General features: G+C 52.1%; 28 protein-coding genes and 1 pseudogene. 17 read left to right on the top strand and 12 right to left on the bottom strand.

Going from position 1 to position 25,974, the window contains the following annotated elements:
• Positions 1-12: 12 nt before the first annotated feature.
• Complete coding sequence (locus EDF81_RS02520) at positions 13-918, bottom strand: LysR family transcriptional regulator (protein WP_123345938.1); 906 nt, start codon at positions 916-918, stop codon at positions 13-15.
• 151 nt (positions 919-1,069) lie between these two features.
• Here EDF81_RS02520 and EDF81_RS02515 point away from each other — a divergent pair, with 151 nt between their 5' ends.
• The 6 genes from EDF81_RS02515 (at position 1,070) to EDF81_RS02490 (ending at position 6,130) form a co-directional block, all read left to right on the top strand.
• Complete coding sequence (locus tag EDF81_RS02515; protein WP_123345936.1) at positions 1,070-1,528, top strand: cupin domain-containing protein; 459 nt, start codon at positions 1,070-1,072, stop codon at positions 1,526-1,528.
• A gap of 13 nt (positions 1,529-1,541) precedes the next feature.
• Positions 1,542-2,318 (top strand): carboxymuconolactone decarboxylase family protein, encoded by a 777-nt coding sequence (locus EDF81_RS02510; protein WP_123345934.1) that lies wholly within the window; start codon positions 1,542-1,544, stop codon positions 2,316-2,318.
• Positions 2,319-2,354: 36 nt separating this feature from the next.
• Positions 2,355-3,092: an SDR family oxidoreductase gene (locus EDF81_RS02505; RefSeq protein ID WP_123345933.1), complete on the top strand. Its 738-nt coding sequence runs from the start codon at positions 2,355-2,357 to the stop codon at positions 3,090-3,092.
• Between the two features lie 201 nt (positions 3,093-3,293).
• Positions 3,294-4,502, top strand: a complete 1,209-nt coding sequence (locus tag EDF81_RS02500) for an MFS transporter (RefSeq protein WP_123345931.1) — start codon at positions 3,294-3,296, stop codon at positions 4,500-4,502.
• Positions 4,503-4,587: 85 nt separating this feature from the next.
• Positions 4,588-5,631 (top strand): alpha/beta hydrolase, encoded by a 1,044-nt coding sequence (locus EDF81_RS02495; protein ID WP_123345929.1) that lies wholly within the window; start codon positions 4,588-4,590, stop codon positions 5,629-5,631.
• Positions 5,632-5,701: 70 nt separating this feature from the next.
• Entirely contained in the window at positions 5,702-6,130 is a 429-nt protein-coding gene (locus EDF81_RS02490; RefSeq protein WP_123345928.1) for a cyclophilin-like fold protein, read from the top strand.
• 15 nt (positions 6,131-6,145) lie between these two features.
• On the opposite strand, the gene EDF81_RS02485 is transcribed toward EDF81_RS02490, so the two are convergent.
• Positions 6,146-7,057 (bottom strand): LysR family transcriptional regulator, encoded by a 912-nt coding sequence (locus EDF81_RS02485; RefSeq protein ID WP_123345926.1) that lies wholly within the window; start codon positions 7,055-7,057, stop codon positions 6,146-6,148.
• Between the two features lie 171 nt (positions 7,058-7,228).
• Between EDF81_RS02485 and EDF81_RS02480 the strand changes: the two genes are divergently transcribed.
• Together EDF81_RS02480 and umuD are read left to right on the top strand one after the other, a co-directional pair.
• The gene (locus EDF81_RS02480; protein ID WP_123345924.1) at positions 7,229-7,555 is read left to right on the top strand and encodes an EthD family reductase; all 327 of its coding nucleotides are present in this window, start codon (positions 7,229-7,231) and stop codon (positions 7,553-7,555) included.
• A 119-nt stretch (positions 7,556-7,674) separates the two neighbouring features.
• Positions 7,675-8,109, top strand: a complete 435-nt coding sequence (umuD, locus tag EDF81_RS02475; protein ID WP_123345922.1) for a translesion error-prone DNA polymerase V autoproteolytic subunit — start codon at positions 7,675-7,677, stop codon at positions 8,107-8,109.
• 3 nt (positions 8,110-8,112) lie between these two features.
• Here the strand turns inward: umuD and EDF81_RS02470 are convergent, their stop codons facing one another.
• Genes EDF81_RS02470 through EDF81_RS02460 form a run of 3 tightly spaced genes read right to left on the bottom strand, consistent with a single transcriptional unit; the run spans position 8,113 to position 10,289 of the window.
• The gene (locus EDF81_RS02470; protein WP_123345920.1) at positions 8,113-8,736 is read right to left on the bottom strand and encodes a glutathione S-transferase family protein; all 624 of its coding nucleotides are present in this window, start codon (positions 8,734-8,736) and stop codon (positions 8,113-8,115) included.
• 32 nt (positions 8,737-8,768) lie between these two features.
• Positions 8,769-9,662, bottom strand: a complete 894-nt coding sequence (locus EDF81_RS02465) for a dihydrodipicolinate synthase family protein (protein ID WP_123345918.1) — start codon at positions 9,660-9,662, stop codon at positions 8,769-8,771.
• Between the two features lie 24 nt (positions 9,663-9,686).
• Entirely contained in the window at positions 9,687-10,289 is a 603-nt protein-coding gene (locus EDF81_RS02460; protein WP_123345916.1) for a cupin domain-containing protein, read from the bottom strand.
• A 43-nt stretch (positions 10,290-10,332) separates the two neighbouring features.
• On the opposite strand from EDF81_RS02460, the gene EDF81_RS02455 reads away from it, so the two are divergent.
• Positions 10,333-11,022: a B3/4 domain-containing protein gene (locus tag EDF81_RS02455; protein WP_123345915.1), complete on the top strand. Its 690-nt coding sequence runs from the start codon at positions 10,333-10,335 to the stop codon at positions 11,020-11,022.
• 29 nt (positions 11,023-11,051) lie between these two features.
• Here EDF81_RS02455 and EDF81_RS02450 read toward each other — a convergent pair whose 3' ends face one another.
• Positions 11,052-11,444: a YdeI family stress tolerance OB fold protein gene (locus EDF81_RS02450; RefSeq protein WP_123345912.1), complete on the bottom strand. Its 393-nt coding sequence runs from the start codon at positions 11,442-11,444 to the stop codon at positions 11,052-11,054.
• A gap of 206 nt (positions 11,445-11,650) precedes the next feature.
• Between EDF81_RS02450 and umuC the strand changes: the two genes are divergently transcribed.
• The 3 genes and pseudogenes from umuC to EDF81_RS02435 all read left to right on the top strand — a co-directional run.
• Positions 11,651-12,913 carry a translesion error-prone DNA polymerase V subunit UmuC gene (gene umuC, locus EDF81_RS02445; RefSeq protein ID WP_123345910.1) on the top strand — a complete coding sequence of 421 codons (1,263 nt, stop codon included), beginning with the start codon at positions 11,651-11,653 and terminating at the stop codon, positions 12,911-12,913.
• 130 nt (positions 12,914-13,043) lie between these two features.
• On the top strand, positions 13,044-17,609 hold the full coding sequence (locus EDF81_RS02440; RefSeq protein ID WP_123345909.1) for an ATP-binding protein: 4,566 nt from the start codon (positions 13,044-13,046) through the stop codon (positions 17,607-17,609).
• Positions 17,610-17,758: 149 nt separating this feature from the next.
• Positions 17,759-17,923 (top strand): annotated as a pseudogene (locus EDF81_RS02435) (DUF4113 domain-containing protein); the annotation flags it as partial.
• A gap of 14 nt (positions 17,924-17,937) precedes the next feature.
• Here EDF81_RS02435 and EDF81_RS02430 read toward each other — a convergent pair.
• Positions 17,938-18,882: a VirK/YbjX family protein gene (locus tag EDF81_RS02430; protein WP_184999447.1), complete on the bottom strand. Its 945-nt coding sequence runs from the start codon at positions 18,880-18,882 to the stop codon at positions 17,938-17,940.
• A gap of 274 nt (positions 18,883-19,156) precedes the next feature.
• Here EDF81_RS02430 and EDF81_RS23870 point away from each other — a divergent pair, with 274 nt between their 5' ends.
• A complete protein-coding gene (locus EDF81_RS23870; protein WP_148049897.1) occupies positions 19,157-19,339 on the top strand; it encodes a hypothetical protein in 183 nt (60 codons plus the stop codon).
• 101 nt (positions 19,340-19,440) lie between these two features.
• Here the strand turns inward: EDF81_RS23870 and EDF81_RS02420 are convergent, their stop codons facing one another.
• Positions 19,441-20,484, bottom strand: a complete 1,044-nt coding sequence (locus EDF81_RS02420) for a S9 family peptidase (protein ID WP_123345903.1) — start codon at positions 20,482-20,484, stop codon at positions 19,441-19,443.
• Positions 20,485-20,715: 231 nt separating this feature from the next.
• Between EDF81_RS02420 and EDF81_RS02415 the strand changes: the two genes are divergently transcribed.
• The 4 genes from EDF81_RS02415 (at position 20,716) to EDF81_RS02400 (ending at position 23,190) form a co-directional block, all read left to right on the top strand.
• The gene (locus tag EDF81_RS02415) at positions 20,716-21,765 is read left to right on the top strand and encodes an NAD(P)-dependent alcohol dehydrogenase (protein WP_123345901.1); all 1,050 of its coding nucleotides are present in this window, start codon (positions 20,716-20,718) and stop codon (positions 21,763-21,765) included.
• Between the two features lie 406 nt (positions 21,766-22,171).
• Positions 22,172-22,417, top strand: coding sequence for a hypothetical protein (locus EDF81_RS02410; protein WP_123345900.1), 246 nt, complete (start codon positions 22,172-22,174; stop codon positions 22,415-22,417).
• 177 nt (positions 22,418-22,594) lie between these two features.
• Positions 22,595-22,795 (top strand): hypothetical protein, encoded by a 201-nt coding sequence (locus EDF81_RS02405; protein WP_123345898.1) that lies wholly within the window; start codon positions 22,595-22,597, stop codon positions 22,793-22,795.
• Between the two features lie 92 nt (positions 22,796-22,887).
• Entirely contained in the window at positions 22,888-23,190 is a 303-nt protein-coding gene (locus tag EDF81_RS02400) for a hypothetical protein (RefSeq protein WP_123345896.1), read from the top strand.
• Positions 23,191-23,250: 60 nt separating this feature from the next.
• Here the strand turns inward: EDF81_RS02400 and EDF81_RS02395 are convergent, their stop codons facing one another.
• The 4 genes from EDF81_RS02395 to EDF81_RS02380 all read right to left on the bottom strand — a co-directional run bounded on the left by EDF81_RS02395 (position 23,251) and on the right by EDF81_RS02380 (position 25,963).
• Positions 23,251-23,496, bottom strand: coding sequence for a biofilm development regulator YmgB/AriR family protein (locus EDF81_RS02395; protein WP_123345894.1), 246 nt, complete (start codon positions 23,494-23,496; stop codon positions 23,251-23,253).
• 133 nt (positions 23,497-23,629) lie between these two features.
• Positions 23,630-23,995: a hypothetical protein gene (locus EDF81_RS02390; RefSeq protein ID WP_123345893.1), complete on the bottom strand. Its 366-nt coding sequence runs from the start codon at positions 23,993-23,995 to the stop codon at positions 23,630-23,632.
• A 26-nt stretch (positions 23,996-24,021) separates the two neighbouring features.
• Positions 24,022-25,158 (bottom strand): MFS transporter, encoded by a 1,137-nt coding sequence (locus tag EDF81_RS02385; protein WP_123345891.1) that lies wholly within the window; start codon positions 25,156-25,158, stop codon positions 24,022-24,024.
• Positions 25,159-25,171: 13 nt separating this feature from the next.
• The gene (locus EDF81_RS02380) at positions 25,172-25,963 is read right to left on the bottom strand and encodes an inositol monophosphatase family protein (protein ID WP_123345889.1); all 792 of its coding nucleotides are present in this window, start codon (positions 25,961-25,963) and stop codon (positions 25,172-25,174) included.
• Positions 25,964-25,974 lie beyond the last annotated feature (11 nt).

Here is a 25,974-nt window from a genome sequence, read left to right as displayed (position 1 = left end):
AAAGACAGCCAGCTAAGGCTGTCTACGGGTTGAATAGCGTAGCTCGTCAACCAACAGGCTAAACGCCGGTGTTGGTTGACGGTGGGCAGGATAGTAAAGATGGTATCCGGAGTAAGGTTCGCACCATTCATCAAGTACGCGGACCAACAGTCCGGAAGCCAGATAGGGCTCCAGTTGCCCTTCTGGCAGATATGCCAGACCACGCCCTTCCAGCGCAGCTCTGAGGATCATGCTCCCGGTGTTAAAAACCAGTTGACCATCGACCCGCACATTCAACTCTCGCCCATCTTTCTCAAATTCCCACGCATAGAGTCCTCCATGCCCGGAAAGCCGAAGATTTATGCAACTGTGATCGGTAAGTTCCTGCGGAGTACCAGGAGCCGTTCGGTTTCGGAAGTACTCAGGAGAACCCGCCACCGCCATACGCATGTCTGGCGCAATGCGAACGGCAATCATATCCTTAGCAATTGTTTCTCCGGGACGCACCCCGGCATCAAAACGGTCTCTCACAATATCGGTCAGGCCATAATCCGTCAGAATTTCGACTTTGATATCGGGATAGTCTTTTACCAGACGGGCCACCGCCGGCCACAGAACTGACTCCGCCGCATATTCCGTTGCAGTGAGACGTATCGTGCCCGCGGGTTTATCACGGAGTTCACTGAGTACCATTAATTGCCGCTGGATGTCCTCGATCTGTGGTCCGACAGAGGCGAGTAAACGCTCTCCGGCTTCGGTAGGCACTACCCGCCGGGTGGTGCGATTGAGCAACCGTAAGCCAAGCTGAGCCTCCAGACTGCGAACCGTCTGGCTTAGCGCAGACTGTGAAACCCCCAGACGCTTTGCTGCGCGCGTGAAGTTCTGCTCCCTGGCAACCACCATAAAGGCAGCAAGGTCATTCAGGTTCTGATCGGACATTAAGAAGCTCTCCTTATAATTTCAATCTCATTTTAGCCTCTAATCACTTAATAAGTCCTTCGATATACTTCATTCGTTCACTAAATAACCATGCATTCCGGTTGACGCATCTCCGTCTTGTCATGGATTTAACGTAATCAGAGGGGTAACGATGAAAGCTATCATTGCAGCAGCAGCTATTTCACTGATGGGAGCTGCACAGGTTTCTGCCGAAGGCATTGAAATCCGTCGCAGCGGGAACACGCCCTCTGTCATGGGCAATGCTAAAAACTTCTCAGGCCACGCCGTGGTCAGCCCTTTGTTACCGCCGAACGAATCCACACGTGCAAATCTGGGCCAGGTTGATTTCACCCCTGGAGCTCGTACTGCCTGGCATACGCACCCAGCCGGGCAGCTGCTGATCGTTACGGCAGGCAAAGGCTGGGTACAGGAGGAAGGCAAAACGCGCCAGGAGATAGCACCGGGTGATGTCGTCTGGATCCCGGCGACGGTCCGCCACTGGCACGGTGCCACATCAACCTCCCCCATGAGCCACCTGGCGATGACTTATATGGTGAATGGCAAGAACGTGGACTGGCAGGAGCTCGTCTCCGACGAGCAGTATCAGTGATCCAGGAGGCTATATGAAAACTTCAACGGCCGTCGCGCTGGCGCTTTCTCTGGGTTCGTCTGGGGGCCTCGCAGAAACGGGCCAGCAGAGAGGCCCGCTATCAAATACCGATATGCAGGCGGTCTCTCCCGCCCTGGAACGCTATGCCAGTACCCGGCTTGCAGGGAACCTCTGGAAACGAGATGACCTGTCGCCACGCGATCGAAGTCTCGTGACCGTTGCTGCAGTCATTGCCCGTAACCAGACCGTGCTTTTGCCGGAACAGCTTGAGCTGGCGCTGAACAACGGCGTCACACCGGCTGAACTTTCTGAAACTATCACGCAGCTGGCGTTTTATGCCGGCTGGGGCAACGCCATTGCCGCCACAGCGGTAACGAAAGAGATATTTATAACGCGGGGAATTAATGCCGATCGGCTTCCTCGCGCAGAAGAAAACCTGCTGCCGATTGACGAAAAAGCCGAAGCAAGCCGCGTCGAGCGTGTAGAAAAAAGTATCGGTGCTGCGGTGCCGGGCCTGGTAAAAGACACGACCGATGTGCTTTTCCAGGACCTGTGGCTACGCCCCGGACTTGCACCCCGAGACCGAAGCCTGGTGACGGTTTCAGCACTTATCGCTAACGGGCAGGTACAGCAAATTTCACCGCACCTGAACCGGGCGATGGATAACGGACTGACCCGGGCTCAGGCCTCGGGCACGCTAAGTCATCTTGCTTACTATGCAGGCTGGCCTAACGCCTTCTCAGCGGCACCGGTTTTCAAAACGGTCTTTGAACAGCGTGAGTCAAAATAACGACAGGCTAACAGCCTCTCGTTGGAGGAGAACAATATGCCTCAGGGTATCGAAAACAAAGTCATTGTCATCACCGGTGCCAGCAGTGGTTTGGGCGCTGAAACAGCACGCCACCTATCAGCTCTGGGTGCGAAAGTGGTCCTGGGTGCCCGCCGCCAGGAAAGACTGGAGAGCCTTGCTAAAGAACTGGGACTGGATGCAAAAGCCATCCTGCGCACCGACGTAACGGATCGTGGTCAGGTTCAGGTCCTGGTTGACCGGGCTGTAGAACTGTACGGTCGCATTGACGTCATCATCAACAACGCTGGCTTAATGCCGAGCTCCATGCTCGACAAACTGAAGATAGATGAATGGGATCGCATGATCGACGTCAACATTAAGGGCGTGCTCTATGGAATTGCCGCAGCTCTGCCCTACATGAAAGCGCAGAAGTCAGGTCAATTCATCAACGTCTCGTCAGTGGCCGGGCATAAGGTAGGCCCCGGCGGTGCCGTTTATGCAGGCACTAAATGGGCTGTCCGGGCTATTTCTGAAGGACTACGTCAGGAAGTGAAACCCTGGAATATCCGTACAACGATTGTTTCTCCCGGCGCAGTCGATACCGAGTTGCCCGGAACCATTACCGACGAGGATGTCGCTAAAGGTATGGCGAAGAGCTATGAAAATGCGATCCCGGCAAACGCTTTTGCTCGGGTAGTGGCATTTGCAATCAGTCAGCCTGACGAGGTGGACGTGAATGAAATACTTTTCCGCCCCACAGTGCAGGCTTACTAAAAGAATCTCAGGCGCATAATTCGCGCGCCTGAGATTCCCGAACCGTTATCACTACCCGGAAATAAGAAGTGCCACGTTGATTAATATCGCCTTCACATACAGGAAATTCTGATCGGAATTTTTTGCGGACCACTTCGCGTCCGCAAAAATCAATAACCACCAACGGTTTAATATTTATCTAAAAGAAAGGGGCTGATTTATATGCCTGTAAAACATTCTGATGAGGCGTCCAGCGCCTCAGTCGTTGCTACGCTGATGCCCGTTATGGCTGCGGTACTTGTCGGCTTTATCATTATTGGCGTGGCACTTCCCGTGCTGCCACTGCATGTGAAAAACAACCTTGGCTACGGGACGTTTATCGTGGGCCTGGTTGCCGGGGCACAGTTTGCCGCATCGCTTATTTCACGCGTGTGGTCCGGGAGCTATTCAGACAGGCGTGGAGCCAAAAAAGGCGTGGTGGCCGGACTGATCGCCGCTGCCGTGTCCGGATTGTTATACCTGACGTCGCTCTGGCTGATAAGCATTCCGGTCCTGTCGGTTGCTATCCTGCTCGCAGGACGCGCCATTCTTGGCGGTGCAGAAAGTTTTATTATTACCGGAGCGGTCGCATGGGGACTTGCTCTGGTGGACAAGACACATGCAGGCAAAGTGATTGCCTGGGTCGGTACAGCCATGTTTGCCGCGATGGCGCTGGGCGGGCCGGTGGGCACGCTGCTGTTTGACGCATTCGGCTTTAAGTCGATAGCGCTGTTAACGCTGCTGCTTCCCCTGCTGGTACTGGCTTATCTTTCACGTATGCCCGCCGTGGCTCCGCATCCACAGGCTGCACGGGCCTCCTTTGGGTCAGTCATGCGGGCGGTCTGGTTACCCGGACTGGGAGCCGCGCTGGCCAGTACGGGCTACTGCACCATCCTTGCCTTCAGTTCGCTTTATTACAGTGCCATGCACTGGCAACCCGTCTGGATGGCGTTCACCGCCTTTGGCGTTGCGCTGATTGTCGCCCGAACCGTTGCTGGTCATTTGCCTGACCGTTTTGGTGGCGCGCGCATAGCGCTGATTTTTGTCCTCGTCCAGGCCGCCGGGCTGTTCCTTATTTGGCTTGCCGGAACATCCCTGGTTGCGTCTGTCGGTGCCGCCTTCGCCGGTTTTGGCTACTCGCTGGTTTATCCGGGACTCGGTATCGAAGCGATAAGCGGCTCAACGCCGCAAAACCGGGGCATGGTCATGGGCATCTACACGGCATTTCTCGACGTGGCAATGGCGATAGGCAGCCCGGCACTTGGCTGGATAGGCGGACATTTGGGACTCAATGCCATATTCCTGACCGGCGCACTGATTGTGCTCTCAACGGCAATGGTGGCGTATCTGCTACTTAAACGCTCAGTCCTGGCCAAACAAAAACTGGCCTGAAAAGGCTCTGCTGTCCGGTGATGTCGTCATCTCCGGATGTTTCACTCCGTTTGTATTAACACTATTGATTAATTCAGGAGATACAATGAAATTACCTGCCAAAGGGGAATTAAAAACGTTAGCCGCACTGGTGATATTAAGCGCGACTCTGGGTATGGGGACACCCGTAGCAGTCGCTGCGGATATGTCTCACGGAGCAGACAACTTCTATAAAAGCGATAAAGTGAATTCTTCAACCGTCAAATTCAAAAATATTTACGGTATGGAAGTCACTGGCACATTATTTACGCCCAAAAATATGGAAGAAGGCAAGAAATACGATGCTCTGATTGTAGGCCATCCTTTTGCTGCAGTCAGACAGCAGGCTGCGAATCTCTATGCAACAAAAATGGCGGAAGCCGGTTTCGTCGCCCTCTCTTTCGATCAGTCTTTCTGGGGGGAAAGCGCCGGAACTCCGCGCGGGGCAGTGCTGCCCGACGTCTATGCAGAAAACTTCAGTGCCGCCGTTGATTTCCTGGGTACGCGAGCGTTTGTTGATCGGGAAAAAATCGGTGTGATAGGCATCTGTGGTAGCGGCGGCTTTGCCATCGCGGCGACAAAAATAGACCCGCGTATTAAGGCGCTTGCCACCGTCAGCATGTACGATATGGGCGAATATTTCCGCACAGGTCTGGACCATGAGCGCACCGTGGATATGCGAAATAAGGACCTGGCCATCGCCGCCGAACAGCGCTATAAAACGGTTGAAAGCGGCCAGCCCGTCTATGGTCCGGGGCAAAACGATCCGGTCTTTATTGAAGGCAAAGAGTCGAATGACTTTTATCAGACAGAACGCGGGAAAGTTGCTTCAAACGATCGTCGGAGTACGCCAGCGACCTACGCAAAATTTATGAATTTCCATCCATTTATCGATATCGAGTCTATTTCACCACGTCCGATATTATTTGTCGTGGGTGATGCTGCGCCTTCTCGTACTTATACCGATACGGCCTATAAGATGGCCGCAGAACCTAAAGAACTTGTGGAAATCAAAGGAGCAAACCGCATTGACCTTTATGACCGCACAGAGCTAATTCCGTGGGATAAGCTTATCTCATTCTTTAATACAAATCTGAAAACAAATAAGTAACGAGTGGTTTAAACGGCGCTGCTTTCAGTGCCGTTTTTTTCTAAAAATGATAAATACAATGGAGCGTATTATGCTTAAACCCATTTTGCTGGCTCTGGTTTCCCTGACGGCCGTGTCGTTCCCATCTATGGCGGCTGGCGTCGATGGGATAAAGGTGAAAATAACCGTCGGTGACCAGGTAATGATGGCCACGTTTTATGACAATGCAACCACCCGGGCGCTTATTTCCCGATTCCCGCTGACATTGCCAATGGAAGACTTATACGGCCGTGAAATGTGTTACCGCTTCCCTGACGCTCTGCCTGCCAACGAAAAGCAAACCAGCGGATATGAAGTGGGCGATATCGTCTACTGGGCACCACGCCATAGCTTCGTCATTATGTATGAACAAAACAATGAACGAATCAGTAACCTGCAGAAGGTCGGGCGTATCCATTCAGGCGTGGGAATCTTCAGACATACTGGCGATACGCCTGTGAGATTCGACGTCGCAAACTAGCCGGGCCGGGCATCATTAATCAAGCAGGCCGTCATCGGCGGCCTTAACCAGCGAGTCTACCACGTAACGAATTTTCGGCAGCAACTGGCGACTTTTTGGCCAGAGCGCACTGATCGGCATCTCTCCGCCGGAATGACCCGAAAGCACCTCCCGAAGCTCACCACTCTCCAGGTATTTGCTGACAAGCCAGAGGGGTAACTGAGACAACCCTCCGCCCGCCAGCGTGACGGCGAGCATAGCATCGCCGTCGCCTAATTCATGCGTCGGGGGCGGCGTAAAGCGGCTAATGTGACCTTCATGCTCCTTTAGCAGCCAGGATATAGGCTGATTGCGGCGAAATCCGACGACGCATTGGTGCTGACCGATCTCTTCCGGGTTCACGGGTTCTCCGTGAGAAAGTAGGTAGTCCGGCGAAGCGCAGATCACTAATTTTTGCGTTGTTAATCTTCTGGCAACCAGTCCGCTGCTGTCTGCCAGCTCCCCAATGCGAATAACGAGGTCAATGCCCTCTTCGATAAGATCAACAAACCGCTCACTGAATGTAACGGTAAGTGCCAGGTCGGGATAACGTCGGGTAATGGCCAGCAGGATGGGAAGAATACGCTGTCGCCCAAAAGCGGCCGGTAAATCCACCCGCAGCCGACCTGATGGCTGGCAAATATGCGACGTCAGTTCAGCTTCAGCCTGTTCCAGTATCTCAATTGCGCTCTGGCAGCTGGTAAGAAATTGCTCACCGTCCGGCGTCAGGCTAAGGCGTCTTGTCGAGCGCTGAAACAGCGTTAGCCCGAGCCGCTCCTCAAGGCGGCCGACGCTTTTCCCGACGGCAGATTTTGTCAGGCCAAGTTTTTCAGCCGCCGCCGTGAAACTTCCCTGCTGAGCCGTGGCCACGAAAGCCGTGATGCCACCAAGGTGATCTATTTTTCGCATAACTGTCCGCCGGTAAAAAAGAGAGTCTGCACGGGTACGCCATAAGATACCGCAGAATCGCCCTGCCATTGTAGAATTTATGTCCGCAGAGTAACGAGGGAAACCCTATTTATCGCGAAATAAAAAACAATCATAGTCATCGTCTGAATTAATTATTTGACTGAGCGATGCATGACAGCTGTGAAAGGTTTTAAACACGTGGGTTTTCTCACCCGTAAACAAGGTCAACGTTTTGAGGATTTTGTTAAGCACTGGGAGGAGGTTCACACCAAAATCACCCTCCAACTTCCGGGTCTGAGAGGATACGTGCTCAATCCCATCGACCGGGAAAAATACCCTGATTCCCCCGTCGATGGTTTCTCTGAGCTGTGGTTTGACTCCCTTGAAGACGCGATAGCCGCATTCGATTCACCGATCGGCCTTGAAGCGTATGCCGATGTTGCTAATTTCGTTGAGCACGCCGCCATCACTTACATTACCGAGATCAGAAAACGGTAAAGGTGAAACGGTCATTAATACGGGAAACGTTCCGGATGGATCTTTACATAGCCCTGGCTTGATCCTCTCAATGCATAGGTATACTGTATATAAACACAGTATATCATCAGGCATATTCAATGAGATTAATCCCGCCCGCTTCCAACCTGAACGCCCTGCCGCTCCCGCTCTTTATCGAGCGGGTGCCCTGCGGCTTTCCCAGCCCGGCGCAGGACTACGTTGAAGATCGGATCGATCTGAATAAGCTGGCGATCCGCCATCCCAGCGCCACCTATTTTGTGCGGGTCAGCGGTGATTCCATGCGGGGAGCCGGGATCGGCGACGGGGATCTGCTGGTGGTGGATCGCGCCCTGACGCCGACGCACGGCGATATTGTGGTGGCGGCGGTCGACGGGGAGTTTACGGTCAAAGAACTGCGAACCCACCCCGCCGTGCAGCTGGTGCCGCATAATCGCCACTATGCGCCGATCCTGTTTGCCGAGGGGGAAGGCCCGGATATTTTTGGCGTGGTGACCTTTACCCTGAAATCACACCGCCAGAGCCGTAGCGGTTAATTCCTATACCATTCCGTTGTTACCATGACGCAGAAACGCCGGACGCTGGTTTAAACGTGCAAACCAGGCGTCAATGGCCGGTACGTCCGGGTGCGTGAAGGGCGTCATTTTCCAGCGATTGACCGACAGCCCCAGCACCACATCCGCCAGGGTAAAGGTATCACCCGCGGCCCATGCACCCGTGCGCTGGAGCTGCTGCTCAAGGATGCTGATACGGTAATTCCACTCTTCAATACCGGCGGCAATCGCATTTTGATCGTTATAGGCCGGGTTCTTGCGCGCCAGCGCCGGGAAGACATAGCGCCAGGCGTTGTTAAACTCGGTAGCCTGCCAGTCCATCCAGTGCTCAACGCTGGCGCAGGCCTGCGGATCGGTGGGTAACAGGTCGTCGCGCCCGGCTTTACGCGCCAGATAGCGACAAATCGAGTTAGATTCCCAGAGCACAAAGTCGCCGTCGATTAACACAGGCACCATGGCATTCGGGTTCATCGCACGAAATTCGTCGGTCTCCGTCGAGGCAAAGCCGCTGCCGTAGTCTTCCTGAACATAATCGAGCCCCGCTTCTTCGCAGGTCCACAGCACTTTGCGCACGTTGATGGAGGTCGTTTTGCCTAGTATTTTGAGCATATTACTGATGTCCTTTCGCGTGATAAATCGTCTCAGGCAAGCGCCAGATGTGTAATGACCTGCTCCACTTCCGCTCTGGCCTCGTCCGACAGGGAGAGTAGCGGTCGCGGCAGGCAGTCTCTTTCCGTCAGCCCCAGAATGCTGGCCGCCGCGGCTATCACCCGCAGGCTGCCATTATATTTACGGAACAGATCCCATAGCGGCGTCAGATCGTCGGTCAGTTTAGTGACCATCGCCCGGTCGCCGCGTAGGGCGGCGTCGGTAATCGCTTTCGCCGTCTTCGGGAAAAGCCCACCGCAGACAGAGTACCAGATCTCACATCCGGCATTTAACCCGACGCCAGCAAAGGCATCGCCGCTAATGCCGATCGTCACGCTTTGCGGAATTTTTCCCCGCAGCTGGCTGACGCGAGCGACTGCCGCCTCCGGTTCAGCCGGTACGCCGGGGATCTTGATAGAGGCGATGCCCGGCAGCGCGGCAATACGCCCGTGCACATCATCGGAAAAAGTAAAATGGGTGGTGCCAGGATTGTCGTAGATACAGACCGGCACCGAGACGTGACGGGTCACGTCGGCGAAGAATGCATAAGCTTCGTTATCGGTTAACGTCTGATAAGACACGGCAGGAAGCAATAAGGCGTCCGCCCCGGCCTGCTGCGCGTCATCGGCCAGGGATAAAACCTGATCCAGACTGACCGCACCGACGCAGACCATCATGGGGATCCCGTCCGCATGCTGCTTCGCCAGCGTGGCAACGCGCTTTCTCTGCTCGCGGGTCAGATAAGCATAGCTGCCGGTGGAACCGAGTATGCCAAGAGAGTTAACCCTGGCCTCCGTCAGACGCTGAAGGAGCTTTAAAAAAGCCCGCTCATCGACTTCACCGTTGATGATGGGGGTCAAAGGAAAGGCGCTGAGTCCTGTAAACATTTTTATGCTCCGTTAAAGGCAGTATCAGAGATGTTTTTCATAAACGGTCATGGTGAATTCAACTGCCGTGTTTGTGCGACAGGAATAAGCATGGGGCAGATCGGTTCTGGCAACGGCCGAACAGCCCTCTTCAATCGCATAGTCGCTGCCGTCTACCGACAGCGTCAGACTACCGCGGGTCACAAACAGCAGCTCACAGGTGCCCATCGGATGCCCGGTGGATTCAAACCGCTCGCCGGGGTGCATTTGCCACTGCCAGAGTTCCAGCATATCCGGGCCGCTGGTTCCGGCGACCAGACGGGCACTGCCGCCGCTGTCGCCGCGCCACAGTTCGGGGATCTCATCGGCGCCGATCAGATGTACCGGCGGCGCGGTCGCCACGTTAACAAAATCGGCGACGGAGACGCCCATCGCGGCGGCGATACGGCACAGCAACGCAATACTGGGGTTGGCTTTGCAGCCTTCAATGTCCACCAGCATCCCTTTGCTGACGCCAGAGCGCCGGGACAGCTCATCCAGCGACATTTTTTTCTCGCTGCGGAACTGCTTGATTCGGGAGGACACCGCCTCATTGACGCTGGTAATGTCCGCGCCGCTATCGGTCGGTAAATTGACTTTTTTGGTCATCGGTCGATATGATGTATTAAATTGGTCATTACAGGATTATGCGATGTCAGAGGTCTTACCGTCAATCAGCACTGAAATATCCCGTATCGCGCCGGGCTTCCGCGCGCTGAGTATCAGCGTACAGGCCGCACCCGTACAGAATGCACGGGTGGGCGAGATGGCGTTGAAAGAGGCCTGCCGGGCAGTGCTCGCCGGGCAACCCGACTGGGCTCAGACGCATCTGGATGCGTGGGGAGAGGTGTTCCGGCGCTTTGGCGCAAAACCCAAACGCACGCCCTGTTCCGCAGAAGCATTACGTAAACGCGTCCTGCGCGACGGCGAAATGAGCGGCATCGATCCCGTTGTCGATCTCTACAACGCGGTGAGCCTGCGCTATGCCATTCCCGTGGGTGGAGAAAATATCGCCGCTTATCGCGGCGCACCTCGCCTGGTTCTGGCAGAAGGAACGGAAGCGTTCGACACCGTTAAAGAGGGCGAAACCGCCATTGAGTATCCGGACGCGGGAGAAGTGGTCTGGCGTGACGATCTTGGGGTGACATGCCGACGCTGGAACTGGCGTCAGGGGATCAGAACCCGCCTGAGCGCTGCCGATCCGCAGATGTGGTTTATCCTGGAAAGTTTACCGGCGATGCCGGTCGAGGCGCTGCAGGCCGCCGGTAAGATGCTGACCGACGGCCTGCAGGAGATGATGCCAGGTGTGACCTTTGAGACGCGGCTTCTTGGCGTTGAGTAACGCGCCCTTTTCGCTGACTTCTCACTCACCTACTTCTGCAATAAATCAACCCGCACAATCGGCGGCGTCATTTTTTTATCCAGGCTGCCGTTAATACTCAGCATCTGGTCAGGTTTTACTTCCCGTCCGTCAAATACGGCGGTCGGGATTATCATCCCGATGCTGCCGCTTTTATCGCGAAAAACGTAGCGATCGTCCCCGATATGCTCGATAAGATTGCCGCGCAGGGAGATGGTCGCACCGTCATGGAGGGTTTTGGCAAACGCCACGGTCATTATGCGGGCATCTTCCGTACCACGATAGCCATCCTCAATTTTATGCGGCGGCGGCGGCGCAACGCTTTCATTTAAACCGCCCTCTTTCTGCGCCCAGGCGCCTTGCGCGGCGAGCAGACAGCAAACGATCAGGAGTAATTTCTTCATCTGTACCTCCGGTATTTCCTCGGGCTTAGGGTATTAAGCCTGGCTGCTGTTGTACGATTTCACAAATGTTGACGATACTCCGACGGTGGCAAACTAAATTCCCACACACTTCAACGCCTTTGCCGCCGCGCCCAGGAAGCGACTTGACCAGCGCATCTGATACGCAATACTGTATATAAAACCAGTATCAGTAAAAAACCGCACCTATGTTCGCTTTAGTCGACGTCAATAACTTCTATACCTCCTGCGAGACCGTGTTCCGTCCCGATCTCAAAGGTAAACCCGTGGTGGTCGTTTCCAACAACGACGGCTGTATTATCTCGCGCTCGGCGGAGGCCAAAGCGCTGGGGATCAAGATGGCCGCGCCGTATTTTAAGATCAAGGATGAGCTGCGCCAGCACGGCGTCCACGTGTTTAGTTCCAACTACGCGCTGTATGCCGACCTCAGCCACCGGGTCATGACCACGCTGGGCGATATCGCCCCGGCGGTTGACGTCTACTCTATCGACGAGGCTTTTCTGGATTTAACCGGCGTGGATAGCTGTATTGCCTTTGCCGATTTTGGTCAGCAGGTGCGCCAGCGCATAGCGCAGCATACGGGACTCGGCGTCGGCGTGGGGATCGGACCGACCAAAACCCTGGCCAAGCTCGCCAACTATGCGGCCAAGAAATGGTCGAAATCCGAAGGCGTTATTGACCTGTCAAACCGCGAGCGCCAGCGCAAACTGCTGGCGCTGGTGCCGGTGGAAGAAGTCTGGGGCGTGGGTCGCCGCATCAGTAAAAAACTGAATGCGATGGGGATAGGCAACGCGCTGCAGCTGGCCGAGTGTTCGAACTGGGTGCTGCGTAAACATTTTAACGTGGTGCTGGAGCGCACCGCCCGCGAGCTGCGCGGCGAGCCCTGCCTGGCGCTGGAGGAGTTTGCCCCCACCAAACAGCAGATTATCTGCAGCCGCTCTTTTAGCCACCGCATCACCCGCTATGAGGATATGCACCAGGCCATCTGCGCCTACGCCGAGCGCGCCGCCGAGAAACTCAGAACGGAGAAGCAGTACTGCTGCGCGGTCAGCGTCTTTATGCGCACCAGTCCTCATGCCGGAAATGAAACCTTCTATGCTCCTCAGGCCAGCGGGCGTCTGCCGATCCCCTCCTGCGATACCCGGGATATTCTTCGCGTCGCCACCGCCGCGCTGGACCAGATCTGGCAGGAGGGTTTTCGCTATATGAAGGCGGGGATCATGCTGGGTGATTTTTTCAGCCAGGGCGTCGCCCAGCTTAATCTGTTTGATGAGTATCAGCCCCGCGCCAGAAGCAGCGAGCTTATGCAGGCGATCGATACGCTAAATCAATCTGGCCGGGGAACCATCTGGTTCGCCGGCCAGGGTATTCAGCAGAGCTGGGCGATGAAGCGGGAGATGCTGTCGCCAGGGTATACCACGCGGTATGCGGATTTGCCGGTGGCGAAATAAGTCAGCTCTTCATTATCAACCAGTAGCCATAAAACTATGGCAACAACTTGTAGTATCATTCTATAAAAGTGTCATAACATTAGCTTCATCCAACATCAGAGATATATTTCACTGTTACCGGAGGAAATTCATGAGTGTTGCAGGTATACGCTCCAATCGTGGTGATTTCTATCAAAAGCTAGTCGCATTTGATTGGGCATTAGAGGTATTATCCAACCAGGATTTTCAATGGATAGGGATCGATTCAGTACTCTATTCAGTCGATGATGTAGTCGTTGGTAAAACAGATGGTACTTGTATTGCCTGTCAGTGCAAAAAAAACCAAGCGGGCTTCAAAGCCTGGACTATTACTGATTTAGCCGATGAAATCGATAAAGTAGCTACTTTGCTAGCCAACGATCCGAAGATAATAGTTCGGTTCTATTCGCGTAGCAACTTTGGTGACCTTGCAAAACTAAGAGAATATAGTCTAACTCAAGTTGACGAAAGCAGCTATCAGCAAAGTTTAGGTAAAGAGCAAAGGTCTATAGATAGAGACCTATCAGTGCGACTTGTTGGGATTTCCCCCAGTTTATCAACTTTTGAATTTCTGAACCGAACCAATTTTGTTACCAGCGAAGATTTTGATCGGATGGAAGAAGATTTACGAAATCGCTTAGGTAAGATAGTAAGTAATCCCGGGATTGCTTTTGATGCGCTTTGGATCAGTCTCGATAAACTTGGTGCTCGTATATCCAGCAGCAACTCATCTTCTGCCATTCAGCATCAACTAACTAAAAACGAACTTAAAATAATTATTCAGAAGGCTGGCTCCATAATAGCTCCACCAATGGTTCTCACTGATATACATCATTCTTTTTCCAGTACATCTTCTATTGGCAGGTCATGGAGGCGAGATATTGCCGGGGTGCGCATTGTTAACCCAGTGCTTGATGAACTACTTGCCGCTATTGATACTCAAAAACGATCCATTTTACTTACAGGTCTCCCAGGTTCGGGAAAAACCTGTGTAATGCTGGAATTGCAGGAGGCGCTAGAAAAACGAGCAAAGGATAGTTCGGATATTGTGTCCCTCTTTATTCAGTCGCGTGAGTTCGCAGATCTGGCTACATCAGAAGAGCGTCAGGCCCAGGGCTTGTCTTTGCAATGGGTAGAGGAAGCTGCAAGGCTAGCCGAAAACTTCCATGTGATTGTCGTTATTGATTCTTTAGATGTACTGTCAATTGCTCGTGAACATCGTGTGCTGCAGTATTTTCTTGCACAAATCGACCGCATATTACGAGTTCCCAATATCACCGTAGTTACCGCTTGTCGCGCTTTCGACAGACATTACGATAGACGGATTGCTGAGCGACATTGGGACTGCGAATTAAAGTGTGAGCTGCTGGACTGGGATGCAGAGGTTGCACCATTACTTACTTCACTAAAGATTGCGATTGCTGATATTGATGCTCTTACTCGCGATCTGATATGTAACCCACGCGAGTTGGCATTATTTGCCGAATTAGCCCTCCGAGACGGTAGTTTTAATGTAGTGACCAGCCAGGCACTGGCGCAACGGTATCTGGAAGCTATTGTTCTTTACGACAAAGAGTTAGGGGATACTGCTATACAAGCAGTTGAAGCTATTGCTTCCGAAATGTTGCTATCGCGAAGCCTGGTAGTTCCACGTCAACGTTTTCCTGCTTCTCAGGATATTCTGCGAAAACTATGTAGCCTCAACATATTGCAGGAAACACAGGAGGGGAAACTGACATTTGGCCATCAAACCTTACTGGATGTGCTTGTCATAAGCCGGGCCATGCGGAATGGCGTCACACTAAATGAATTTATAAATGACCTGCCACCAGTTCCATTTGTACGCCCAAGCATCCGCAGTTTTATCGCCCAGCTGGCGCTGGGTGAGCGTCGCGAATTCAGAAAACAACTCAGAACGGTATTGAAGGGTAACGCAGCTTTCCACATCAAACGTCTTGCAGCAGAGTCATTTTCCGCACAGAAACCACAGGATGATGATTGGTCATTGATACGTGATTTACGTGAGAATCATCGTGATGTTTTTCAAGTTGTTTATTATGCGGCCGATTCAATTGAGTGGCATCATTTCTGGCTCAAACATTTCGTTCCCTATCTTAAAATGAGTCGGGATGCAGAAGGCATCGCTATGCATGTTCATAGAATGACTCAATGGGGCAACATTGATACTAACGGCGTGCTGTCATTCTGGACGGAAACCCTTTCACTTGTTTGGTTCGATGGAAAAAAAATTGCAGACCAACTAGCAATGTACCTGTCAGAAATAAAACCAGAAAATATAGATTTTGTTGTTCCATTACTTGGAATATTACTAACCCTTCCTCGCTCTGAGTATAGTTTTCTTGGCCGGGTCATCGCTAACTGTGTAGTAGAGAGAGCCGTGGATGATAACTTGCTGTGGCGTTATATGACGGATGGAATTAAGGAAGAGGATTTATTAACACACCGACTCAATAATAAACTGAAATGTCATGATCATGAATTCGGAAATAGAAATGATAATTTTATCAGTACCCGTATGTTGCAATCCTGTGTTTTGCTGGATAACGCTTTAGATTCAATAGAGCATTGGAGCCTTGAGCGGGCATCATGCTTTGGAGAAGTCCGCAAAGGTTTTAGGCATGGCTTCTTGGGTGAAACATCTTTTGAAGATACACATAGTCAAAGAGATATGAAACACGTAGATAGTCTGAATATTCTACTTGATTCAGTAGAAGCTAGCATTTTCAATCATGCAAACAAAAATACAGCATGGTGGCAAAAAAATTGCAAACGGATATGTTTCAATCAAGAGGGCGCGTTGCTTTACTTTGGAATACTTGCTTGCACCGGTTCTCCTGAAGAAAATATTGAGCTGATATGCCGTATACTGTGTAATCGAGAATTATTGGAATCTGAGCTCTCCTATGAATTAGGTGAGCTAATGCACTCAGCATTCAAATTGATCCCTACCACCTCCCAAGATGAGGTGATGATGAATATTTTGACTATAAAAAACGATTATATTTCAGATGCATGTAGGTTAAAGGCCCAAGCGGAATTGATCATATCGATTCCTTGTCATCTTCGCTCGGCTAAATTGCAAAAGATAGTAGAGCAATATGAAAAAAAAGTTGGAATATTTATTCGCCAACCTCATATTTATTCAAGAGGTGGCACTGTCAGTGCACCATTCTCATTTGATATATTTATCAGTGCCAGTGATAGGGCAACATTAAAATTATTGACGCACTACATGGGGCATTCTGATTGGGGTGATAGGGATTTTCTGGTTGGAGGAGAACGTGAGGTTGGCTGGCAATTACATGAAGCATCTTCCCGCCAACCCTTGCGATTTCTGAATTTTTTATCTAACTATTGGACAGATATACCCCCAACATTTTGTGATGACATTATGGGAGGGGTATCTGCATATCTGGCCTATCGCTATGGCAACTTAACCCCAAATGGAACATGGGAACCACTCGAAGATCCTGATGCCCAACTTATGGCCAAGCAGATTCTTGATGAACTGGAAAGGCACTCAATGTATTGGCGATTCAACCACATTTCCGCCAAAGCTCTTGAAGCCTGTGCCAATGTTATACAAGACCAACAGGCCGCTGAACGATTAATATTTATGGCTATAGGCTTCGCGGGGCTTTATGAGAAAGAGTCATTGGATAGTATTAGTGATGATTTGATTAACACAGGTGTCAACATGGTAAAAGGAGATGTTACCGAGGCGCTAATGATTCTAGCAAATAACTTTCTAGAGCGAGGAGATAGACTTCCTGGTTTATTAGCTCCCACATTGAAGAGATTTGCCAGTGACGAGCACCCTGCTATTCGCGCGATGATATTACAACGCTTGCCATTTTTGCAAAGCAAGTCTTTCGATTTGGGATGGGATTTATTTAACATTGCAATGAAAGAAAATAGAGGGCTTTGGAAAATCGCTGAACGGTGTCTTTATTATGCCTACAAAAATCATTTTAAAATAGTGGGTCCTCTGTTGGTTCGTCTTCGCAGAGAGGGTGTCGATAAAGATTTGGAAACATGGGGGCGAATTTCAGCTTTGTCCACCATGACCGGGCATATAGACTTTAACCAATTTATAAGTGATTTAAATACGTTGAAATCCACAGAGGCCTGGCATGGTGCGGCCACTGTTTGGGCAAACACTGAAAATCTTCGACAACACCGGGAACAGTGCCTCGCAGGTCTTTATGCAGGTTTACATGCAGATAGCATGTATGCTATTAAAGTAGCAAAGTATTTCGAGCATATTTTTTCCGATGGCAATGATGTAATTATTGTACCAATAGATATTATTTTTCGTTGTTTTTCAGTCTTTGAAAAAGATAGCAGCAATCAGAACGAACATTATCGTTTTTTTAAATATCATGGATGGCTTAATGCAATTTCTCAGCAAAATCCTGAGCAAGCCTTAGCCGCAGCAGAAATCTATTTAACTTATGTTCGCCATAGCAAGCAATACATGTATGATCATAATGACAGTCTTACTCAGTTAATGACTCGTCTTTTTTCTGAAGCAGAAGAACGCGAGGAATCTGATCAAGGAGCAATGCTACAACGCGTGGTTGCATTGCAAGACATACTACTTTCAATGGGCGTTAAAGGAATAGTTGATTGGTTAAAAGCGGCAGAACGACCATGATTGTCCTTGCATCTAATCGATTTGAAAGCCTTTGAAGTATAGATATTTTGGGACAGGCAGCATACCAAATATGGTACTGCTGCGTGGTCACCCTCTTTATGCACGCCAGCCCTCACGCCAGAGAGCGCTGCGGTTCCTCTCCTTCCCGCGCCAGAAGCAGCGAGCTTATGCAGGCGATCGATACGCTAAATCAATCTGGCCGGGGAACCATCTGGTTCGCCGGCCAGGGTATTCAGCAAAGCTGGGCGATGAAGCGGGAGATGCTGTCGCCAGGGTATACCACGCGGTATGCGGATTTGCCGGTGGCGAAATAAGCGTCGCCAGGGTGCTACACGCGCAGTGCCGTATGCATTTTCAGCGCGATATCATCAAGCAGATCGTAGCGCCTGCGGTATTCGGCACGCTTTTTACTCGCGATGGATTCCATGGGTTTTCTGCTGCTTTCACACGCCAGCGCATAATAACCCTCCGCGTTTAGTGTCCCGCCCACCATCTCCCAGAAACCGTTGTAGTCGGAATGCATCCGTTTTTGGCGGTTATGATACCGAAGCGACTGATAGACATGCGTTTCATTCGAAACGGCAACTATGGACTCAACCTTAAACAGGTTTGCCATCGTGATCAGTGCTTCGTAGACCAGTTTTTTGGGGAAGATGCCGTAGAGGTTTTTGGTTGCAGCCTGCACTTTTTGCTGGGCGTTCTCGCTATTCGGTCCCTGGATCCCACCGATCATCAGGGTCGTTTTCCCGGCACGTTCACACAGCGTAAAGGTGATTTCGCAAAGCATTTCGCCGTCGGCATCGTGGAGGATCAGGCTGGCCTCGCCTTCTCTGTCCAGACGATGCGCAGCAATAAAGCTGAGGTAATAAGCATCACCGCTCTTTACCTCAAATTCGGCGACCTTAAGGCGGTTATCCAGATGCTGATTAAACGCGTCGGCCCCCAGCAGCCGAGGCATCATCCCGTAGTGCCAGATAATCGCCTGAGCGCAGTCCTGTCGACTCAACCGGTTTGTCAGATAAGGGCGATGTAATCTGCAGGGCAGACGCGGCTGTGCCGAGAGTATTTTTTCATAGCTCGGGTGCGTGGTAATAAATTTCAATAGTTTATGCGTAGAAAATGGCATCACCAGGCTACGTAACATAAATTTATTGCGAAATTTTCTCACTCCCCAAAGTTCATGAGGAGCATATTTACCCTGGAAAAGAGACAGGCACAGTTTCCACGGCGTCGCAGGTAAAATGGCGCTGTTATTGTCACTCAAAATATGCATTTTCATTCCAGTTCTTTTATTATAATAGCCGCTCGCTTTGGCAACGAAATGATTATGCATGGCGAGTATCAACGTTTAGTCAACGGACGATCAATTCCTCATGACAAACATAAACCCGACCTAAACAAAGTTAATTAAGGACGAATCCTTAACCGTTTCTCGACAATGAAACGGTATAAAGAGCCCTTATCTTATTGATTCTTCATGTGGGCTCTATGAGAAGCATAAAAAGGCTGGTCTACGGCTGGCGAGATCCCGATGCGGTAGCATAAATATGCATCCTGATGTTCTTGATTTTGTAACAGAAAAAACCGGACAGAGGATCCGCTACTTCCAGCGGCAGGAACAGGGAGAGATTGTTGGCGGGTATGCCGTCCTCGATGATAAATACGTCGGCGCAAGAGTATGGAATCAGCATGGTTTTTCTGACGTTTACTTATTAGCGGCAGCCGGTTAGTCCGCAATATAAATAAGCGTTCCATTGTGCAGAGAAACGGTGATATCACATTCTCCACGGACCTGCTTTACTCCTTTTAATTAATTTTCAGCGATTAATGCTTACGGGTGCGCGTCAGCACATCTCTGCCCTTGAACCCATCCCCCAATGTCACTCAGCGCTCCCGGGGCCCAGGCATATTGCCCGGAAAGCATAAACAGCCCCTGTTTCCACAGCGGCCACCGGGACGCCAGCTGGTAATCGAACCACGCGCTGCGTAACAGCCCGTGGGTGGCTCCACCGATAAGCCGGATGCAGCGCGGCGTACCGGTGGGCAATGTTTCAGCCCAGGCGGAGACGGTTTCATGGGGATTGACGTTGCGATCGTCCTCCCCCATCAGGATCATTACCGGGGTTTTCATCGCCGCGATGTCACTCAGTGCATCGGCGTGGGCGTTTCTGCGTTCAAAATCCTGTCGCGTGCAGGACGACAGACACGGCAGTCGCACCGTCTCTGGCGTAAACGCCCTGTCGAAGTCTGCCGCATCGCGTTCAGTCGCCGCCTGGATCTCAGCGGAGGAACGCCCTTCCGATTGACGCCGTTGCGCCCCGTAATAAAACCCCTGAGCACGCCAGTTAATTGCCGCACCGACCAGCACGGCAAAGTCGGCGTTTGCCCGCTGGCTGGCCTGGGGAACGACCCAGCCCGCCTGCGAAAAACCGAGAAAACCAACGCGACTGCTTTTCAGCTCCGGCTGCTGACGGACTTTTTCGAGGGCCAAAGCCGCCTCGCCTGCCCGGTCCGGCATCGTCTGTGCCAGCCAGTTCCCACGGCTTTCGCCCGTGCCGGGCTTATCCCACGAATAAACGGCAATCCCTTGTGAAACAAGATAATTCACCAGCGGAAGATAGCCGCCGTCAGACCAGCGGTCCTGAGCGCCATCCCCGTGGACCAGCAGCACAACCGGAGGTGATATCACGTTAGCAGGCAGGATTAACGTGCCTGTCAGCCGATCCTGCTGATGCTCAAAGCGGAGCGTGCGCGACAGCCCCTCGCCGGGCAGGTCAAACTCAGTCAGTCGATTGAGGATAAACACCGTGATGGCGCAGATCAGAAATAGAAAAAGAACCCGATATTTTTGTCGCTTAACGTGAAGCCATCCCATATTCACCTCTCCATTATTGCCGGTTCACTGCGGGAGAATAGAGGTTACGCTGCATCGATTCTGGTATCCCGGATTAATAAACAACGCTTATAAGCCTATTCATAATTCATTAGCTAGTTATCCTGAGTCAGGCGTGTAGAATTTTCAACAGCGAGCACGTGTCGATTTCCCTTGTTAATCCGTTTGACGACGCCGGCTTATGATATACCACACAAAACAGGAGCTAACACCATGAAAATAAAGGCTATCGGCGCATATTCCGCGGTCCAGTCGCTGGAAGGAATGGATATCAGCCGCCGGGACCCCGGTCCGCATGATGTACAGATTGCTATCGCTTATTGCGGCATCTGTCATTCGGATATCCATCAGGTCCGCGCCGAGTGGGCGGGAACCCTCTACCCCTGCGTGCCAGGCCATGAAATTGTCGGTCGGGTTGTGGCTACGGGCAGCCACGTTGAGAAATACCAGACCGGAGATTTAGTGGGCGTGGGGTGCATCGTTGACAGCTGCAAACAGTGTGAAGAGTGCGAGGACGGCCTGGAAAACTACTGCGACCATATGACGGGAACCTATAACTCTGCAACGCCGGATGCCCCGGGTCATACCCTCGGCGGCTACTCGCAGCAGATTGTGGTGGATGAGCGCTATGTCCTGCGGATACGCCATCCGGAAGAACAGCTGGCCGCCGTGGCACCACTGCTTTGCGCGGGTATTACCACCTGGTCTCCTCTGCGCCACTGGCAGGTCGGCCCCGGTAAGAAAGTGGGTATCGTCGGCATTGGCGGACTGGGCCATATGGGCATCAAACTGGCGCACGCAATGGGTGCAAAAGTGGTGGCCTTCACCACATCGGAGAGCAAACGCGAGGCAGCAAAAACTCTCGGCGCTGACGAAGTCGTGGTTTCCCGCAATGCCGGTGAAATGGCGACCCATGCGAAAAGCTTGGATTTTATTCTCAATACGGTCGCCGCACCGCACAACCTGGACGCTTTTACCACCTTACTAAAACGCGACGGCACCATGACGCTGGTCGGTGCGCCAGCAACGCCGCACGACGCGCCTGAAGTGTTCAATCTGATTATGAAACGCCGTGCGATTGCGGGTTCAATGATCGGTGGCATTGCCGAAACCCAGGAGATGCTCGACTTCTGTGCCGAACAGGGGATTGTCGCGGATATCGAAATGATCCGCGCCGACCAGATTAATGAAGCCTACGCCCGCATGCTCAACGGCGATGTGAAGTACCGCTTTGTGATGGATAACACCACGCTCACTGCCTGAGGGGGAATAACATCGTTCTTTAAGGCAAACCTCAAGTAATACCCCAAGGCCAGCACCTGTCGGGTGATGGCCTTTATTTATTACCACACTCTAAAAAGCGCTTTAAAAATAAACAATCACAAACGGATAGTTCTTAAAAAAATATCTCACCTGGATACCCGGCTATAATTAAACCATGACAACACGGAAGTCCCGCTCTTAAAAAAATTGTCCTGGTGAAATATCTCGCTGATTTAAGATATAAAGTCACGGGAGCGTTCAATGCCAAAAACCAATAAAATATATTGCTCATAAATAACGAGGGGCAAAAGTATTTTACTTTTATATGACTTTTCTGGCTTTTAGACCATGCCGTCTATACACTGTGGGCTCATTACGATTTCCTTTAAGGTGAGAGAGGTCTGCGGTGGTCAGAACGACGGATAAGTCGGAACAGAACGGGAAGCAGACATCACAGCCTGCCAGCGCGGAATATGAAGCGATGCTGGGCAGAATCGTTATCGAAATGCTGCGCGCAGGCCGACCGGTGAGTCGGCAATCACTCTGCGCAAAAATCGCATTTCTGCTGAGCGAATCACCGCAGCCTTCCCAGGAGCTGTTATATGAAAATCTGCTGCGAATGTTGCTCAATGTAGACCGTACCGATCGTTAAATATCCTCTTCACCGCGCAGGGATCTCATCGCATCCCTGTCTCGCGTTACCCCCACAGTTTTAACCCCTTCTCAGGCAAACCCGCCTGCCCCTTTTTTATATCCAGACTCTTAGACGGCAAGGCCTGAAGGCTTTGCCGTGGACATTTGCATTCTGAATTAATCCACAGGAGGTTATATGGATAAAGAAAAATCAGCCCGGCTGAATTCCGCAAAAGAGATCCTGGGTGAAGCCACTCTCTTTCTCCTCCAGCAAGAACGTCCCGTCTCCCCCGACACGCTGTATACGCTAATAAGCTCATGGGAAAGACAGGCTGAAACGAATCAGAAATCGGCTTACCAGGAAGCGCTTAAAATTCTGGTCAGAAAAATGAACTAACCCTAAACTGTCCGGACAGAAAAGTGTCATAACATCTTGAGAGAGACGCCGACCAGGTTATGATGAACCGGTCATACTAAAGGAGGTCATCAATGCGCAACAACGAAACCGGCAAAATTGCCGACGCCCTTATCGGTGAGGCCGTGATGGAGCTACTTGAGAGAAATGACGCCATCGGCTTCGACACGATGGTGCAGGCGCTTAGAGAGGCCAGTATGCGCCCGGAGAATCGCGCAAGAGCGAAAGAGTATGCCGCGGCCATTGCCGACGTCAGAAACTATATGGCCCAGGCGAGCAAGCAGAAACAGCCTGCTGCCGGATTGTGGGCCACCAGCGAGGTAAAAGGCTGGCACCTTAATGAGCCGCTATCGGGCAGCGATGAGAAAAAACACTAACCGCAAAAAAAATGCCTCCACCAGGCCGGGAGGCATTTCATCAGATAACCCTTCAATATATTAAATATCATCCGGCGTTCGCTGAACCACCTGCTCCAGCGCACGACGATAAATATCGTTGCGAAGGGCATCCTTTTCCTGCTCGATGCAATGGATAAGTGCCAGAATAATATCCTTATTCGTCACAAATGATTTTATCTTGCGTAGCTCACGGGTAATGTCACTGATTATCTGCTTTTCAGCCTCAAGGGCATAAAGATGATTCTGGTAGCTGTGGCTGGGAAGAGCTGCATTATTTTCCATCATTCACTCGCTAAAAAAAGTTCCATAATCCGTCATAGCGGGCCCGGTCGTGCACAACCTGAAGATCTTAAATTAGACACGAAATGACGGATGTGCAACATACTTTCAGCTTTTTTAAAACTTATTCAGCTATTGCTCAGACCACAAAAATATAATCATCTCCCATGATACTTTGCACAATATCGAGAAAGTCCGCCTTGCTGGGCAGATCTCTCGAACCGTCGTTATGGCTCTGGCCAAGCCAGTAGATAATCAGGCCGAGCACTTTGCGGATGTTAACGGTGGGTACGGCGATTGCCTCGCCGACCACCGTGGTTAAGGCAGAGGATAAAGGCGGCAGGCCACCATCAGTATTTTCCAGTAATGCGGAAAAATACTGTTTAAAGCAGCCGTACTGCGCTTCGATAAAATAGTCATAAAACAGCAGCTGCGGCGAAACCTGCCGCCGCGCCAGAAACCAGTATCGGGTTTCGTCGCAGAGTCTGTTGTGCATGCTGACCATTATCCCATTCCTCTTTAATCCGTCACTCAGGACACCACGCTGCGGGCAAACACCTTGCGCAGGCTCAGGGAGAGCAGCGCCGCCAGCAGCATTAACAGCATGACAAAGATAAAGGCGTGAGGGAGCGAGCTATGGTGAGCGATATAGCCAATCATCGCCGGACCGGCCAGCACCCCGATGTAGCCCAGGGTAGTGACCGCCGGGACGGCGACCATCTGCGGCATACTGTTCTGTTTTCCGGTCTGGGAAAACATCACCGGGACGATATTGGCGCAGCCAATGCCCACCAGCAGATAGCCCGCCAGCAGCGCGGGCAGCCCGCTACTGATAATCACCACCATAAAGCCCGCGATGGCCACCAGCGCCCCGACCAGCACCACGGTTAGCGAGCCTAATCGGCTGATAATATAATCCCCGCTGAGTCGCCCCAGGGTCATGGCCGCCGCGAAAACGGCAAAGCCCAGCCCGCCCGACGATTCCGCCACGCCCCGATTTTCCACGAGATAGAGCGCGCTCCAGTCCAGCACCGTCCCTTCGGCCAGGAAGACCACAAAACAGATAACGCCCAGGATCAGCACCGTTCCTCTGGGAATGGCAAAGGCCGGACCTTCCGGCGGGTTGGCGTAAGGCAGCAGCGTTCTGTAGCTGATAACCAGTAATCCCAGCACCAGAATCGAGAGCGCCGCAACGGACAGCATGACCGTCAGCCCCAGGGTCAGTAGCGCCGTCATCAGCCCCGCACCGGCGATCCCCCCGACGCTGTACATGCCGTGAAAGCCGGACATCAGCGGTTTGCCCGAGGTTTTTTCGACGATAATGGCCTGAATGTTCATCGCACAGTCGGTGATGCCAATCCCGATCCCGAAGATCAGCAGCGTCAGGCCCAGCGCCAGCGGGTCGCGAATCACCGACAGGAAGGGCGTGGCCAGGATAACAATCATCACCGCGCAGCCGATCACCTTCCGGCAGCCGAAGCGGGACGTCAGCGATCCGGTCAGCGGCATGGCGACGATAGCGCCTGCACCGAGGCACAGCAGAAGCGAGCCTAACACCGCCTCATCCACCCCGGTATTCACCTTCGCAAAAGGCACAATCACCGCCCAGATGGCGGTGACCATCCCGGCAATAAAGAAAATAATCCGTGTCGCCACGCGTTCATTCATACAATAAGATCCATTAACCGTTAAGAATATCCAGCACCTGGCGGTGCAGTTTTTCACTGGCGCTGGCGACTACCGCGCCGCCGTCTTCCGCTCTGCCACCGTCGAGCGTGGTCACCACGCCACCTGCATGTTCGATAACCGGGATCAGCGGGACAATATCGTAAGGCTGGAGGGAGTACTCAACGCAGATATCAATATGACCGGCTGCCAGCATCGCCATCGCATAGCATTCGCCGCCATAGCGGGTCATCAGCGCCTTATCCTGCAGGGCGCTAAAGTTATTGCCCTTGTACAGCGCAACGGACTCAGGGGCGGTCGTGTGCAGAATCGCCTGGTGCAGCTCGGCGCTCTGGCGGGTGCGGATCGGGAATTCCCCCTGTCGTCCGGACATCCATGACTGTTTTCCATCGGACCAGAAACGATCGCCCGTATGGGGCTGGCTCATCATCCCCATCACCGCGATACCGTCTTTCTTCAGGCCAATCAGACAGCCCCAGACCGGCAGCCCGCACAGGAAAGGACGCGTGCCGTCTATCGGGTCAATCACCCACTGCCAGGGACTCTCACCGCTGGCACCATACTCCTCGCCCATAATGGCGTGGTCGGGAAACTCGCGGCCAATAATTTCACGCAGGCACATTTCCGTATCGCGGTCGACGCTGGTGACGGGATCGAAGCGGAAACCCTCTTTCGGTTTTGATTCAATATCAATTACATGGGGCTTGAGATAGTGCTCCAGCGTCATTTTTTCCGCCGCGCTGGCTAATTCATGTAAAAATCTCACATCCGGAGTTGTCATTGGCATAATGCTGTTCT

This window comes from Enterobacter sp. BIGb0383 (genome assembly GCF_003751845.1).
Lineage (GTDB): Bacteria > Pseudomonadota > Gammaproteobacteria > Enterobacterales > Enterobacteriaceae > BIGb0383.
This window is presented reverse-complemented; position numbering and strand designations above follow the sequence as displayed.